At 45.1% G+C, this 15,490-nt stretch carries 12 protein-coding genes; all 12 read left to right on the plus strand.

From position 1 onward, the window contains the following. The first annotated feature begins 119 nt into the window (after positions 1-119). Positions 120-818: a 30S ribosomal protein S2 gene (gene rpsB, locus J2X75_RS03800; RefSeq protein WP_017689155.1), complete on the plus strand. Its 699-nt coding sequence runs from the start codon at positions 120-122 to the stop codon at positions 816-818. Positions 819-933: 115 nt separating this feature from the next. Then, a complete protein-coding gene (gene tsf, locus J2X75_RS03805) occupies positions 934-1,584 on the plus strand; it encodes a translation elongation factor Ts (protein WP_124114084.1) in 651 nt (216 codons plus the stop codon). A gap of 232 nt (positions 1,585-1,816) precedes the next feature. Continuing rightward, positions 1,817-2,545, plus strand: coding sequence for a UMP kinase (gene pyrH, locus J2X75_RS03810; protein WP_017689153.1), 729 nt, complete (start codon positions 1,817-1,819; stop codon positions 2,543-2,545). Next, complete coding sequence (gene frr, locus J2X75_RS03815) at positions 2,545-3,099, plus strand: ribosome recycling factor (RefSeq protein WP_017689152.1); 555 nt, start codon at positions 2,545-2,547, stop codon at positions 3,097-3,099. The genes pyrH and frr overlap by 1 nt, the downstream gene beginning before the upstream one ends. 89 nt (positions 3,100-3,188) lie before the next feature. Continuing rightward, positions 3,189-3,956 (plus strand): undecaprenyl pyrophosphate synthase, encoded by a 768-nt coding sequence (locus tag J2X75_RS03820; protein ID WP_105410033.1) that lies wholly within the window; start codon positions 3,189-3,191, stop codon positions 3,954-3,956. A 16-nt stretch (positions 3,957-3,972) separates the two neighbouring features. Continuing rightward, positions 3,973-4,767 (plus strand): phosphatidate cytidylyltransferase, encoded by a 795-nt coding sequence (locus J2X75_RS03825; protein WP_310334397.1) that lies wholly within the window; start codon positions 3,973-3,975, stop codon positions 4,765-4,767. A 70-nt stretch (positions 4,768-4,837) separates the two neighbouring features. Beyond that, complete coding sequence (locus J2X75_RS03830) at positions 4,838-5,977, plus strand: 1-deoxy-D-xylulose-5-phosphate reductoisomerase (protein ID WP_310334398.1); 1,140 nt, start codon at positions 4,838-4,840, stop codon at positions 5,975-5,977. Between the two features lie 113 nt (positions 5,978-6,090). Further along, on the plus strand, positions 6,091-7,362 hold the full coding sequence (gene rseP / locus J2X75_RS03835; protein WP_307537666.1) for an RIP metalloprotease RseP: 1,272 nt from the start codon (positions 6,091-6,093) through the stop codon (positions 7,360-7,362). A 62-nt stretch (positions 7,363-7,424) separates the two neighbouring features. Next, on the plus strand, positions 7,425-8,879 hold the full coding sequence (proS, locus tag J2X75_RS03840; protein WP_091031854.1) for a proline--tRNA ligase: 1,455 nt from the start codon (positions 7,425-7,427) through the stop codon (positions 8,877-8,879). Between the two features lie 343 nt (positions 8,880-9,222). Next, complete coding sequence (locus J2X75_RS03845) at positions 9,223-13,542, plus strand: PolC-type DNA polymerase III (RefSeq protein WP_310334401.1); 4,320 nt, start codon at positions 9,223-9,225, stop codon at positions 13,540-13,542. A gap of 256 nt (positions 13,543-13,798) precedes the next feature. Further along, a complete protein-coding gene (rimP, locus tag J2X75_RS03850; RefSeq protein WP_091017262.1) occupies positions 13,799-14,260 on the plus strand; it encodes a ribosome maturation factor RimP in 462 nt (153 codons plus the stop codon). Positions 14,261-14,383: 123 nt separating this feature from the next. After that, entirely contained in the window at positions 14,384-15,481 is a 1,098-nt protein-coding gene (gene nusA / locus J2X75_RS03855) for a transcription termination factor NusA (protein WP_062833827.1), read from the plus strand. Positions 15,482-15,490: the final 9 nt, after the last annotated feature.

Consider the following 15,490-nt stretch of genomic DNA (forward strand, 5'->3'; position numbering starts at 1 on the left):
CGGTGTTAAAACACACGCATGTGCTAATTTTGTTGAGGGTGCTTTCCTTATGGAGAGTCTTGGCGAAAAATGATGCCGGCGGAGGACACAATAAAAACCATATTAGGAGGTGTGTGAAGATGGCAGTAATCTCCATGAAGCAGCTTCTCGAAGCTGGGGTACACTTCGGTCACCAAACTCGTCGTTGGAACCCAAAAATGGATCGTTATATCTTCACTGAAAGAAACGGAATTTATATCATCGACTTGCAAAAGACGGTGAAAAAAGTCGAAGAGGCTTACAACTTCGTTAAAGGAATCGCAGGAGAGAATGGTAAAATTCTTTTCGTGGGTACTAAGAAACAAGCTCAAGATTCCGTTAAAGAAGAAGCTGAACGTGCTGGTCAATTCTATATTAACCAACGCTGGCTCGGCGGTACCCTGACTAACTTCCAAACTATTCAAAAACGTATTGATCGTTTGAAACAGTTGGAAGCTTGGGAAGAAGACGGTACATTCGCTGTATTGCCTAAAAAAGAAGTTATCTTGCTTCGCAAAGAAAAAGATCGTCTGGAGAAATTCTTGGGCGGTATTAAAAATATGAAAGGCCTGCCAAGCGCCCTGTTCATCATCGATCCACGCAAAGAGCGTATCGCTGTTGCGGAAGCTCGCAAATTGGGTATCCCAATTGTTGGTATCGTTGATACTAACTGCGATCCGGACGAGATCGATTATGTTATCCCAGGTAATGACGACGCGATCCGCGCTGTTAAATTGCTGACAGGTAAAATGGCTGACGCTGTAATCGAAGCTAACCAAGGCGAAGAAACTTCCGCTTAATAGATTCGAACATATGTTATAAACTAAATGAAAAGGGTGGTTGGCAGGTGGATAACCTCTCACTGCCCTTTTTTTAGAGTGTACGTACAATACTTAATTTTGGAGGGAATTTATAATGGCAGTTAATGCGAGTGCAGTAAAAGAACTTCGCGAAAGAACGGGCGCTGGTATGCTCGATTGTAAGAAAGCACTGGAAGAAGCAAACGGTGATGTAACAAAAGCAGCTGAATTGTTGCGTGAGAAAGGTCTTTCTGCAGCAGCAAGCAAAGCAGGCCGTGCAGCAACTGAAGGCGTTGTAGAATCTTACATCCACGCTGGTGGACGTATTGGTGTCTTGGTTGAAGTTAACTGTGAAACAGACTTCGTTGGTAAAACGGATCAATTTAAGGATTTTGTTAAAGATGTAGCTATGCAAATCGCTGCAGCTAATCCTAAATTCGTTACACGCGAAGAAGTTCCTGCAGATGAGCTGGAAAAAGAAAAAGAAATCCTGAAAGCTCAAGCTCTTAACGAAGGCAAACCAGAGAAAATCATTGAAAAAATGGTTGAAGGCCGTATCGGTAAATACTACGAAGAGTACTGCCTGATGGAACAAACTTTCGTTAAAGATCCAGACAAAACGATCTCTCAATTGCTGAACGAAAAAATCAGCCAAATTGGTGAAAATATCTCTATCCGTCGTTTCGTTCGTTACGAACTGGGTGAAGGTCTTGAGAAAAAAGTAGACAACTTCGTAGAAGAAGTAATGTCCCAAGTAAACAAATAAGACGGTTTCTATAAACCGGCGAGCAGAATTGATTTTCGAAGATATAAGAATGATGAAACTTCGAAGCGTAAACTCCCTTATATCTCAGGAAAACAGTGCCTTACCGGTTAAACGTTTTTCCTAAAAGAGCGGAACACAACTGTGTTCCTTTCTTTTTAAGCAGGAGGCCATGCGCGAGAAGTTTTGTTGGTTGGACACCAAGCGTGTTCGATTCAAAGTGGAGGGTGAATAATTGGAACAGCCAGTATTTAAACGTGTTGTCTTAAAGGTCAGCGGAGAGTCTCTTTCCGGTCAAAACGGCTACGGTATTGATGCAGATACGATCTCGTCGATTGCCCAACAGGTAAAAGAGGTTGTTGCACTTGGTGTACAGGTTGCTATTGTATGTGGCGGCGGAAACATCTGGCGTGGAATTGCCGGTAGCGAAAATGGCATCGATCGTGCAACTGCCGATTATATGGGTATGCTGGCGACAGTAATGAACTCGCTGGCACTGCAAGATGCTTTGGAACAGATTGAAGTGCCTACGCGTGTACAGACATCTATTGCAATGCAACAGATTGCAGAGCCTTATATTCGTCGTAGAGCTATTCGCCATCTGGAGAAAGGCCGGGTCGTTATTTTTGCAGCAGGTACAGGTAACCCGTTCTTTTCCACGGATACAACAGCAGCACTGCGCGCAGCGGAGATTGAAGCAGAAGTTATCTTGATGGCCAAAAATAAAGTTGATGGTGTATACTCAGCAGATCCGTTTAAGGACAGTACAGCTGTGAAATTTGATCAGTTGACTTACATGGATATTCTTAACAAAGACCTTGGTGTAATGGATTCGACGGCATCCTCGCTTTGTAAGGACAACAACATCCCGTTGATCGTATTTGCCATTACGGAACAAGGTAACATCAAACGTGTTGTTCTGGGCGAGCGTATCGGAACAATCGTTAAAGGGAGTGTAGATTAATGCCACAAGCGGTTAAACAACATGCCGAAGAGCGTATGGAAAAAGCAATTCAAGCATTGCGTCGTGACTTGGCTACTTTGCGTGCAGGCCGCGCAACTCCAGCTCTTCTGGACCGAATTCAGGTAGAGTATTATGGAGCAATGACGCCATTGAATCAACTCGCTAATATCAGTACTCCGGATTCCCGTACACTGATGATTCAGCCTTGGGACAAATCCTCCATGGGTGACATCGAGCGTGCCATCATGAAATCGGATCTGGGTCTTACTCCAGCCAATGATGGTAGCATGATCCGTTTGTCTATTCCGGCATTGACGGAAGAACGTAGAGCGGAACTTGTTAAGTTGACGAAGAAGTTCGGTGAAGAAGGTAAAGTAGCGATTCGTAACATTCGCCGTGACGCGAATGATGACATCAAGAAAATGGAGAAGTCAGATATTTCCGAGGATGAATCCCGGAGACATCAGGACGATATCCAAAAATCGACCGACAAGTTTATTGCTGAAGTCGATAAGGTACTCGCTGCCAAAGAAAAAGAAATCATGGAAGTGTAAGACAAGCGCAGCCCCTCCAATACGGTGGGGTTTTGTCTCTTTTTCCAAGCTTCAGATAAAGAAACTTCAGGGATTTTGGAGGAACAGGAATGATCAAACGGGTTCGGTCGTGGTGGAATGGGGCTGACAAGCAGGAAACGCTGACTATATCCGAGGACAATATCCCGCAGCACGTCGCCATCATCATGGACGGCAATGGACGATGGGCCAAACGTTTGGGACTCCCGCGTATAGCCGGGCACCAAAATGGTATGAAGGCGGTCAAACGTGCGACCATCGCGGCGGATGAACTGGGCATCAAATATCTGACGATGTACGCTTTTTCGACAGAAAACTGGACGCGTCCAAAAGAAGAAGTGGATTTTCTGATGCGACTTCCGCAAGAATTTCTAGCCATAGAGCTGGATGAACTTATAGAAAAAAATGTGCGCATTCGCATGATGGGTCAAGAAGAACATTTACCTTCTCATACCATTAATGCCTTGCGGGAAGCCATTCGTCTTACGGAACATAATACAGGTCTCGTTTTGAACTTTGCAATGAACTATGGAAGTCGTCGTGAAATGACGGACTGTGTTAAACAGATCGCTCTGCAGGTGAAATCGGGGGAACTATCGGCAGAGGACATAACACCTGAACTCATTGATAGACATATGCTTACGGCTGACATGCCCGATCCGGATCTGCTGATTCGGACGAGTGGAGAGTTGAGATTAAGCAACTTTATGCTCTGGCAGCTTGCATATAGTGAATTATGGTTTACGGATATATACTGGCCCGAATTTGGCAAAAAGCATTTGCTTGAAGCAGTAGCCGAATATCAGCGCAGAACAAGGCGTTACGGCGGTTTGAAATAGATGGAGGATGAAGCCGTTGAAACAGCGATTAACGACAGGAATCATAGCAGGTGTGTTGTTTTTAGGTTTTTGCATGCTGGGCGGACCCTGGTACCATGGTTTGGTATTGCTTATGGCTCTCATCGGTTATTATGAATTTGTTAAAATGACCGGGGTGATGCCTTTTTCAGGTGTGGCCCTGATTGGATATGCTGGTGTTTTTGCCATCGTGTTTCCTTGGGAAATGCTTTGGGAGGTAAGACCGCTATCCTTATTTCAGGTCATCTGGATAGTAATGCTTGTACTGATGACAGCTTCGGTTGTCACCAAAAATAAGGTTTCCGTGAATACAGTGGCGATGCTTTTCCTTGGCGTGTTGTATATAGGAATCGGTTTCTATTACATTGCAGAATCCAGACATCTGCATCATGGATTGTTCTGGACGTTCCTGTTGCTGGGCTCCATATGGGCCAGTGATGCAGGAGCTTATTTTGTAGGGAAACTAATTGGTAAAAACAAACTGTGGCCTTCCATCAGTCCAAACAAAACCGTGGAGGGTGCACTGGGTGGCATCGTGATTGCAATTGTTACTTCTGTTATTTTTGCATTAGTATCAGATGGTTTGCTTTCCTGGCAGAGAGCGATTGTGATCGGAATTGCGTGTGCAGTTGTAGGTCAGATGGGTGACTTGATCCAGTCTGCATACAAACGTGTATATAATATCAAGGATTCAGGCAGTCTTCTCCCAGGGCATGGAGGCATTCTTGATCGGTGCGACAGCTGGATTGTTGTTTTTCCATTCGTACATATACTAATGCTACTGCCCTACTAAAGAAGAACATGAGTCTGAGATAACAGCATTGTTCGCCGTAGGCATTGGATAATTAAAGATGAGGTGCAGCATGAAAAAAATTGCGATTCTCGGGTCAACCGGTTCCATTGGAACCCAGACACTGGACGTAGTTGATATGCATCCAGAACTCTTTCAAGTGGAGGGACTGGCTGCCGGAGGCAATACAGACCTGCTGATCGAACAAACCAAACGTTACCGACCGAAGAAGGTATCGGTGGGGTCCAAAGAATTAGCGGAGAAGGTAGCTCCACATTTGCCTGCAGGAACGCAACTGTTTTATGGCACAGAAGGACTCGTAGAAGTTGCGGCAGGAACCGATGCGCATACGGTTGTTACAGCGGTGGTGGGGAGTGTTGGATTGGAGTCAACGCTTGCTGCCATAGACGCAGGCAAACAGATCGGGCTGGCCAACAAGGAGACATTGGTTACGGCGGGGCATATTGTTACTACAAGAGCGGCTGCCAAAGGAGTCTCTTTGCTACCCATCGATAGTGAGCACTCTGCGATATACCAATGTTTGAATGGTGAAAACAGAGAACGCTTGGCAGGTATTACACTCACCGCTTCAGGTGGATCATTCCGTGATCTTACCCGTGAACAGTTGAAGAGTGTGACTATAGAGGATGCGCTTAAACATCCGAATTGGTCAATGGGGTCCAAAATTACGATAGACTCGGCAACGATGGTTAACAAGGGTCTCGAGGTCATTGAAGCACATTGGTTATTTGGTCTTCGATATGATCAGATTAATGTATTGCTTCACCCAGAGAGTGTTATTCATTCCTATGTGGAATTTGATGACACAAGCATCATCGCACAACTGGGTAATCCGGATATGCGAGTTCCAATTCAATATGCACTGACGTACCCTGACCGCTTGCCATCACCAGCACAGCGTCTGTCTCTTGCTCAAGCTGGGAAATTACATTTCCGTGAGATGGATATGGAACGGTTCCCGTGTTTAAGAATGGCGTATGAGTGTGGTAAAATGGGAGGAACCGCAACAACGGCGTTTAATGCAGCCAACGAGGTTGCTGTAGCCCGTTTCTTGCGTAAAGAGATTTCATTCCTTAAAATAGAAGATATTATTGCTTCTGTGCTGGAAGCACACCACAATGTAGACAAGCCTGATCTGCAGGAGATCGCGCGTTGTGATCAGGAGAGCCGTAAGCTTGCGGCCAGTCTGTAATCTCTTTTTTCATAACAAATTGGAAGAAGTGATTCTCTTGTGCGGCATCAGAGAATAATGATAATCTAGAGGGACAGACTGCGGTATGTGCCGTGAAGGAGGATGGATAGGGATTGGAAACCATACAAGTGGTATTTCTAACGGTGCTCATGTTCTTTGTCATCGTGACGGTTCATGAATGGGGGCATTATTATTTTGCCAAACGCGCCGGTATTCTTGTACGGGAGTTTGCGATCGGTTTTGGTCCCAAATTGTTCTCATATAAAAGAAACGAGACTCAGTTTACATTACGTTTGTTGCCTTTTGGTGGATATGCACGGATGGCAGGGGAAGATCCGGAACTGGTAGAGATCCAGGAAGGACAGACCATCGCGGTAAGATCAGCGGATGACCAGGTGAAGATGATTTATCTGGATCAGTTGGATAACCGTAAAAATGTAATACGTGGTGAAGTCATCTCCATTGATATGGAGAATGCACTGAAGCTTCAACTGGATGTAGATGGTGAGATTCAGGAGTATCGTATTCATCCTCAAGCAATGTTGGTAAGCCGTGGCAAACAAACGCAGATTGCACCGAAAGATCGTCAATTCGGCAGCAAAACCGTTGGACAGCGTGCATTGGCTATTTTTGCGGGCCCACTCATGAACTTTATCTTGGCCTTTGTGCTGTTTGCTGTATATGCACAGATGGCAGGAGTTCCGGTGGAAAATCCAAAAAATCTTGAAATTGGTGAAGTCCTTGAAGGTGGGGCAGCCGATCAGGCGAACCTGCAAAAGGGTGATATTATTGAGACGATCAATGGTACTGTTATTGGTACAGATTCACAAAAAATGGTGTCGATGATTGCCGATTCCAAAGACAAGCCGATGGAATGGACGCTACGCCGGGGTTCGGATACGTTTAATATAACGATTACTCCACGTGCTGTAGAAGGACAAGAGGGCGGTAAAGTGGGAATCGTACCTACGCTACCAACCCGATCTGTTGGATTTGTAGAGACATTTAAAGTCTCAGGCGTGGCCATGGTTGATACAACCAAAATAATATTTGAAGGTTTTAAACATCTGATCAATCAATTCAACATGGATGATATTGGTGGTCCAGTTCGTACATTTGAAGTGACAGGGCAAATTGCTAAACAAGGGATTGAGCAGTTAACGAGATGGGCAGCGATTTTGAGTCTATATCTTGGGATATTTAACCTGCTACCAATACCTGCACTGGACGGCAGTCGTCTGGTATTTTTGGGAATTGAAGCGCTGCGTGGCAGACCTGTTGATCCCAATCGTGAAGGCATGGTGCATTTCATCGGATTTGCGATGTTGTTTGTGTTAATGCTGGCAGTAACTTACAATGATATATTACGTTTAATTAACGGATAATTACGGTTGGACTAGGCTCTGGACATTCAGAGATAGTCGTTATGGGAGGACGCTGGAGTCTTATGTCAAAGGAAAATGATAAACAGTTCGTGACTGAAATCACACCACAGGGTGAGGACTTCTCACGCTGGTACATTGATGTTATCAAAAAAGCTGATCTCATGGACTATGCACCCGTACGCGGTTGTATTGTGTTTAAACCAGACGGCTTTGAAATCTGGGAACATATTAAGGATGAGTTGGATCGTCGTTTCCGGGAAACGGGTCATCGCAATGCGTACTTCCCGATGTTCATTCCTGAGAGCTTCTTTCAAAAGGAAAAAGAGCACGTGGAAGGTTTTAATCCTGAATTACCATGGGTTACGGAAGCCGGCGGAGAGAAGCTGGAAGAACGGCTGGCAATCCGTCCTACATCCGAAACGATTATTGGTCACATGTATTCCAAGTGGATTCAGTCTTATCGGGACCTTCCGGTACTGATCAACCAGTGGGCTAACGTAGTTCGTTGGGAAAAAAGAACGTTGCCTTTCCTTCGCACAAGTGAGTTCCTGTGGCAGGAAGGTCATACTGCGCATGAGACGGAAGAAGAAGCACGTGAAGAAACGATGAAAATGCTTGAGATTTATCGTGAAGTGGTTGAGGAATACTTGGCTATTCCTGTAATTGTGGGTCAGAAAACCAAGTCCGAGAAGTTTGCGGGTGCGGTGGATACGTACTCGATCGAAGCCATGATGAAGGATGGACGTGCAGTACAAGCAGGTACATCTCACTACATGGGGACTAACTTTGCAAAAGCATTTGAAATCCAGTATCTTAGCCGCAATAATGTGCTGGAGCTGGCTTACACTACTTCATGGGGAGTAAGCACACGTTTGATCGGTGCATTAATTATGGTTCACGGAGATGACCGTGGTCTAGTACTTCCTCCTAAAGTCGCACCAACACAAGTGGTTATGATTCCAATTGGCCCTCCGAAAACGCGTGATGCTGTTGTTGGGCGTGCAGATGAGTTGTTCACTGAGTTGAAAAAAGCTGGAGTCCGTGTGAAAATGGATGATCGCAGCGATGTTCGCCCAGGTTGGAAGTTCAATGAATACGAGATGCGCGGTGTTCCGATTCGTCTGGAGATTGGTCCACGTGATATGGAAAATGGCGTTTGTGTACTCGTATCACGCATCACAGGTGAGAAGAAAGTGGTAGAACAAGCAAACCTGGTAGAAGAGATCCAGGCTATGCTGACACAGATTCAGGTAGATATGTTAGAGCGTGCTCGCACATTTATGTCGGATAACTTCTACTCCGTGGATACACTCGATGAGATGAAAGAACTGATGGAAAATAAACGCGGGTTTACACTGGCTGGATGGTGCGGTTCAGAAGCTTGCGAAGATAAAGTAAGAGAAGTCACAGGTGCAACAAGCCGGAACATTCCGTTCCAGCCTGCGGAAGAAAAGCATACGTGCCTGGCTTGTGGTGAACAGGCAGAACACACAGTTGTGTTTGCTAGAGCGTATTAAGTCAGGATAACCTGACTATATACATTGAACTAAACATTTACATGAGAACGTAGAGAACAGAAATAACCTGAAGAAGCAAAGCGTTCGCCTTTATCCCCGGATTTTCACCTTTGTAAAAGGGAATCAAAAAATCTGGGGATAACAGCGATCTGAAGGTTGTTCTGTTATCGGAGTGGTAAGTGTAAATATCTCTTTGTTCAATTTATATAATGACACGTACGGACTGTAAGAGTAATGAATGGAGAGCTTCTGTCGGATAAAATGAGTCGGTGCGAGTTCGGATCGGTGACATTTTTGAATGCAGGGGCTTTTCATGCTTTAAGGGGGTACAAGGAGGAACACGATGAGCGGATTCGAGGAGAAGAGAAAACGGTTTGAGTTGTTGATGAAACAGGCAGAGCTTCCGGCTGGTCTGTTAGAGCCCTATTTTTTGGATGGATGGATTGAACAAGTAGAGACCAATCGAAGTAATCGGGAATGGAATATTCTGATTGCGAAGGATACGTTGGTACCCGCTCCAATCTATCGCACATTTTGCCTGCATATTCAAGAGAAGATGAATCATATCGCCAAAATTTCATTTGGCTTCAAATACACGGACCAAGTACAAAATGGTGATATCGTCAGTGAATATTGGAATCTGTTTCTGGAGTGGGTTACCCGTGAGATTCCATCTGTAAATGGTTGGATGAACCGGACAACCTTTGAATGTGAAGAGGATCTTCTACAACTGACAATGAGTGATGCAACGTCGATGGAATTGGCTCGTAAGAAACAGATTGATCAAGCTATTACAAAATTCTATGAAAAATACTTTCATCTACCTCTTCGCATCAAGATGCAAGTGGGTGAAGTGGGAAGCAATAAAGAGGCCATGGAACAGTTCCAAGCCCAAAAACGTGTAGAAGAACTTGAGGTCATCGAGAAGATGATGAGTGAAGTGGACACAGAAATCCAGGTGGATGAGGAGCAGGGTGATCTGCGTTTGCAAATGGGTTATGACATCAAGGAACCTGCGGTACCTATGCAGGAAATTCAGGATGAAGAGAAAAAGGTCACGCTTCAAGGTTCGGTGTTTGGACTGGATCGTAAAGAACTGCGAAACGGAAACACATTGTTTACCTTCTACCTGACCGACTTCACGGATTCAATGCAAATGAAGATGTTTGCCAAAACAAAAGAGGATGTAAAAATTCTCAGTTTGTTGGCTAACGGTAAATGGGTAAAAGTGCGTGGTCGTGTAGAATATGACCGGTTTATGCAAATTCCTGAACTCGCCATGATTCCTTCGGATTTGATTGAAGTTAAAGCACCGCCGTCTCGCAAAGATAATGCACCAGAGAAACGGGTGGAGTTCCATTTGCACTCTACAATGAGTACGATGGATGCTGTAACTTCAATTGACAAATACGTGAAAATGGCAGCCGAGTGGGGACATAAGGCGATTGCTGTCACTGATCATGGTGGGGTGCAGGTATATCCCGAGGCTTCCAAGGCTGCTAAGAAAAACGGGATTAAGATGATCTACGGCCTTGAGGCCAATGTCGTGAATGACTCTGTTGCCGTTGTAATGGCTCCTCAGCCATTGGATCTCCAAACAGCAACATACATCGTATTTGATATCGAGACCACAGGTTTGTCGGTAACACAGAACAAAATCATTGAGATTGCAGCCGTGAAGATGCAAGATGGTAAAGAAATCGACCGGTTTGCAACGTTTGTGAATCCGCATGAACGTATTCCCTACAACATTCAGCAGTTGACCAATATTAATGATGACATGGTAAAAGACGCACCTGAGCTGGAGCCTGTTATTCGTGATTTTGTACAGTTTGCTGGTGATGGTGTGCTTGTTGCGCATAATGCACGTTTTGACATGGGCTTTATCCAGGCTTCGTTGAAGCAAATTGGATTGCCAGAGCTTCCTAACCCGGTCCTTGACACATTGGAACTGGCGAGATTGTTATTTCCAAAAAACAAGAACCACCGTCTGAATACAATGGCGGATAAGTATAAGGTTGGACTTGAAAGTCATCACCGTGCCATTGATGATACGGTTGCACTCGCGGGTATACTAATCGGATTATTAAATGATGCTGCTCAGATGAAAGGATTAACGAGGCTTGATCGCTTGAACGATTATGTAGGTGTCGACTTGTCGAATACAAGACCTTTCCATTGTGGAATCTATGCATTGAATGATGTCGGTAAGAAAAATCTATATAAGCTGGTATCTCTTTCTCATACGGAACATTTCAAGCGGGTACCGTGCATTCCCAAATCAAAACTGATTAATTTGCGTGAAGGCCTTGTAGTTATATCGGGCTGTGAAAAAGGGGAGTTTTTCGAAGCGGTGCTTAACAAATCGCTCGAAGAAGCGGAAGAGATCGCTGAGTTCTATGACATACTGGAGATTCAACCACTTACCATGTATATGCATTTGGTGGATAAAGGGTTGGTGGCTACACCCGAAGAAATCAAAACAGCGATCCGTAAAGTCATTGATATAGGTGCAAAACTTAATAAACCGGTCATAGCTACAGGTAACGTGCACTATTTGGAACCACGTGACAAGTTATATCGGGATATCACCATTCACGGTATTACAGGATTTAGTCCACTGAAAGATCAACGTAAACCGGATGCACATTTTAGAACAACAGAGGAAATGCTGGAAGAGTTCCAGTTCCTGGGTCAAGACAAAGCATACGAGGTCGTTGTTACAAATACGGTGGAGTTGTCTGACCGATTTGAGGAAATTAAGCTGTTCCCGGACAAACTGTTTACTCCGATTCTGGAAGGTGCGGACGAAGAAATCCGTAATACCTGCTATAACACTGCCAAGTCCATCTATGGTGAGGAATTACCGGAAGTAATCGTGGCACGACTAGAGAAAGAACTCATTCCAATCATTAAATACGGTTTTTCTGCCAACTATCTGATCTCGGAACGCTTGGTTAAAAAATCAAATCAGGATGGTTATCTCGTAGGTTCGCGGGGATCGGTAGGCTCCTCGGTTGTTGCTACATTCCTGGGGATATCCGAGGTTAATCCACTGCCTGCTCATTACATTTGTGTGAATTCGGAGTGCAAACACAGCGAGTGGTTCCTGGACGGCAGTGTTCGGAGTGGTTTTGACCTTCCAGAGAAAGAATGTCCGAATTGTGGTGGTACGCTTAAAGGAGAAGGCCAGGATATCCCTTTTGAGACCTTCCTTGGATTTAAAGGAGATAAAGTTCCCGATATTGACTTGAACTTCTCTGGTGATTATCAGCCTCATGCCCATAACTATACGAAAGTACTATTTAGTGAGAAGAGTGTTTTCCGTGCGGGTACCATTGGTACGGTGGCTGAGAAAACAGCATTTGGTTTTGCCAAGAAGTATGAGGAAGAACATCACAAGAAATGGCGCGGAGCGGAATTGAATCGATTAGCTTCAGGGTGTACAGGGGTAAAACGGAGTACTGGACAACATCCCGGCGGTATTGTCGTGGTACCTGATTATATCGAGGTCGAAGACGTTACACCTGTTCAGTTTCCGGCTGACGACGTTAATGCGGAGTGGAAAACGACACACTTTGATTATCATGCTTTTGAAGAAAACTTGCTGAAACTTGATATTCTGGGGCACGATGATCCAACTATGATGCGGATGTTGCAGGATTTGACAGGGGTCGACCCAACGACCATTCCGATGAATGATCCCAAAGTCATGAGCATGTTTAACTCAACCGATGCTCTGGGTGTTACACCGGAACAGATTAGGTCGCCGGTCGCGACGTTTGGCGTGCCAGAGATGGGAACGAAGTTTGTACGTCAGATGCTTGTTGAATCCCAACCGACGTCCTTTGCCGATTTACTGCAGATTTCCGGATTGTCCCATGGTACAGGGGTATGGCTTGGAAACGCTCAGGATCTGATTAAGAACGGAACGTGTAACATTAAGACGGTAATTGGTTGTCGGGATGATATCATGTTATTCCTGATCTATAAAACGGGCATGGACGCAAGTCTTGCCTTTAAGATTACCGAGAGTGTTCGTAAGGGACGGGGGCTGCCACAGGAATGGATTGACGAGATGAAGAATTGTAAAGTGCCTCAATGGTACATTGATTCGTGTCTCAAAATCCAGTACATGTTCCCGAAGGCTCACGCGGCCGCTTATGTTATTTCGGCAGTACGTACGGCGTTCTTCAAGCTGTATCATCCGATTGAATATTACGCAACTTACTTTACCGTGCGGGCGGATGAGATTGATATCGAACTGATGTGTCAGGGATATGACGCGATCTATCGCAAAATTACGGAAATTGAGCAATTGGGTTTCCAAGCACCTCCAAAAGAGAAAAACATGTTACCTGTCCTGGAAATGGGTCTGGAAATGGCAGCACGCGGATTCTCGCTGAAGTCCATTGACTTATACCGTTCGGAAGCGACAAAGTTCATCGTTGACGGAAAATCACTAATCCCTCCATTTTCGGCGTTGGCAGGAATCGGGGATAATGCTGCTCGCAATATTGCTGCAGCAAGAGATCATGGTGAGTTTCTATCGGTTGAGGACTTCCAGCAGAAGTCGAAAGCAAGTAAGACCATTGTTGAACTCCTGTCCAATATGGGATGTTTCCGTGGCTTACCAGAGAGCAATCAGCTTTCTCTTTTCTAGGATTGAATTTGGATCTAAACATAGCGATTGCTGGGGGAACGTAATTTTTCCTTCATTAGTAAGTAAACTGCCTGAACCATCGCTTACTTGTCACTATTACCAGACTATGTTATAATTTTTGAAGTGAACGAGATAGTACGAATTTCTAAAGAGTGGGGAAACCCACTCTTTAGTCTTTGGTATACAAGAATCTTGGGTATTGAATAATCTGCCAGTGCTTTTTTGCTGGTGTAACCTAAGTTGGAGGTTATTGGTTTTGAGCACAACGAACATTAAATCTACCGTGGAAGAAATGATCCAACCCTACTTGAACGAACAAGGCTTCGAGCTGGTTGACATCGAATACGTCAAAGAAGGCAGCAACTGGTTTTTACGGGTGTATGTCGACAAAGAGGGTGGCATCGACATCGACGATTGCGTCTTGATCAGCGAAAAGCTGAGCGCCAAGCTGGATGAGAACGATCCGATTCCAACCATCTATTTCCTTGAAGTGTCTTCTCCCGGTGCGGAGCGTCCACTGAAAAAACCTGAGGACGTTACCAAATCTGTAGGCAAAAATGTTTTTGTTACAACCTACGAGCCGGTGAACGGATTGAAGGAATTTGAAGGCAAGCTGCTTTCCTTTGATGACGGGGAACTCGTGATCGAAGCAGGCAAAAAACAGCATGCCATTTCTTATGATAAGGTTGCCAGTGCGCGCCTAGCTATTTTGTTTTAAGTGCCTTGTTCACTTTATTAATGAAAAAGACACATCTCACGATAACGGCAAGGTGCTCATGAGTTCAGAGCCTTTCGCCGTTTTACGTATGAGATGCCATGTTTGAAAGGGGGATCAACATTCATGAGTATGGATTTTATTGAAGCAATGAATGAATTGGAACGGGAAAAAGGGATCAGCAAGGATGTGCTGTTTGAAGCGATCGAGGCTGCACTAATTTCCAGCTACAAGCGGAATTTCAACACGGCCCAGAATGTGCGTGTTGACATGAACCGTAATACGGGAGTTATTCGGGTATATGCCCGTAAATTGATCGTGGAAGAAGTCCTGGATTCACGTACCGAAATTTCATTGCCTGCTGCACGAGAAATCAACCCACACTTCCAGCTGGAAGATATTGCGGAGATTGAAGTTACGCCGCGTGATTTCGGACGTATCGCCGCACAAACTGCCAAACAGGTAGTGACCCAGCGGATTCGTGAAGCCGAACGCGGCCTGATCTACAACGCTTTCGTAGATAAGGAAGAAGATATCGTTACGGGAGTGGTGCAGCGTCAGGATTTGCGCAATATCTACATCGATCTGGGCAAAATCGAAGCGGCTTTACCGCTGACCGAATTGATGCCGAACGAGAAGTTTGTTCATGGTGACCGTATTAAGGCGTATATCACCAAGGTCGAGAATACGACGAAAGGGCCGCAAATCATTTTGTCCCGTACCCATCCGGGCCTCTTGAAACGTCTCTTTGAACTGGAAGTGCCCGAGATCTTTGACGGTGTAGTTGAAATTCGCTCCGTCGCTCGCGAAGCAGGGTTCCGCTCCAAGATTGCCGTTCATTCCCGCAACGAGGAAGTTGATCCAGTTGGATCATGTGTAGGTCCTAAGGGAATGCGCGTGCAGACCATTGTGGGTGAGCTGCGCGGTGAAAAAATCGACATCGTTCGTTTCTCCGATCAGGTAGACGAATATGTTGCTAATGCACTGAGTCCTTCCAAAGTATTGGAAGTTCATGTATTTGAGGAAGAAAAGATGGCTCGGGTTATCGTTCCGGACTATCAACTGTCGCTCGCAATTGGTATCAAAGGCCAAAATGCCAGATTGGCAGCCAAATTAACCGGCTGGAAAATCGACATTAAGAGCGAGAGCCAGGCGGAACAGGAATTCGGCAGAGAAAAAGATTCTTCTTCTGAAATGCATCAGGATTCCGTCTCCGTCGACTAAAGTAAAGTA

The organism is Paenibacillus sp. 2003, from assembly GCF_031455635.1.
Taxonomy (GTDB): domain Bacteria; phylum Bacillota; class Bacilli; order Paenibacillales; family Paenibacillaceae; genus Paenibacillus; species Paenibacillus amylolyticus_B.

Bases quoted from the DNA above. Each gene is read 5' to 3' on its own strand.
- rpsB (WP_017689155.1), top strand. From the start codon at position 120: ATGGCAGTAATCTCCATGAAGCAGCTTCTCGAAGCTGGGGTACACTTC.
- tsf (WP_124114084.1), top strand. From the start codon at position 934: ATGGCAGTTAATGCGAGTGCAGTAAAAGAACTTCGCGAAAGAACGGGC.
- frr (WP_017689152.1), top strand. From the start codon at position 2,545: ATGCCACAAGCGGTTAAACAACATGCCGAAGAGCGTATGGAAAAAGCA.
- J2X75_RS03820 (WP_105410033.1), top strand. From the start codon at position 3,189: ATGATCAAACGGGTTCGGTCGTGGTGGAATGGGGCTGACAAGCAGGAA.
- J2X75_RS03830 (WP_310334398.1), top strand. From the start codon at position 4,838: ATGAAAAAAATTGCGATTCTCGGGTCAACCGGTTCCATTGGAACCCAG.
- proS (WP_091031854.1), top strand. From the start codon at position 7,425: ATGTCAAAGGAAAATGATAAACAGTTCGTGACTGAAATCACACCACAG.
- J2X75_RS03845 (WP_310334401.1), top strand. From the start codon at position 9,223: ATGAGCGGATTCGAGGAGAAGAGAAAACGGTTTGAGTTGTTGATGAAA.
- nusA (WP_062833827.1), top strand. From the start codon at position 14,384: ATGAGTATGGATTTTATTGAAGCAATGAATGAATTGGAACGGGAAAAA.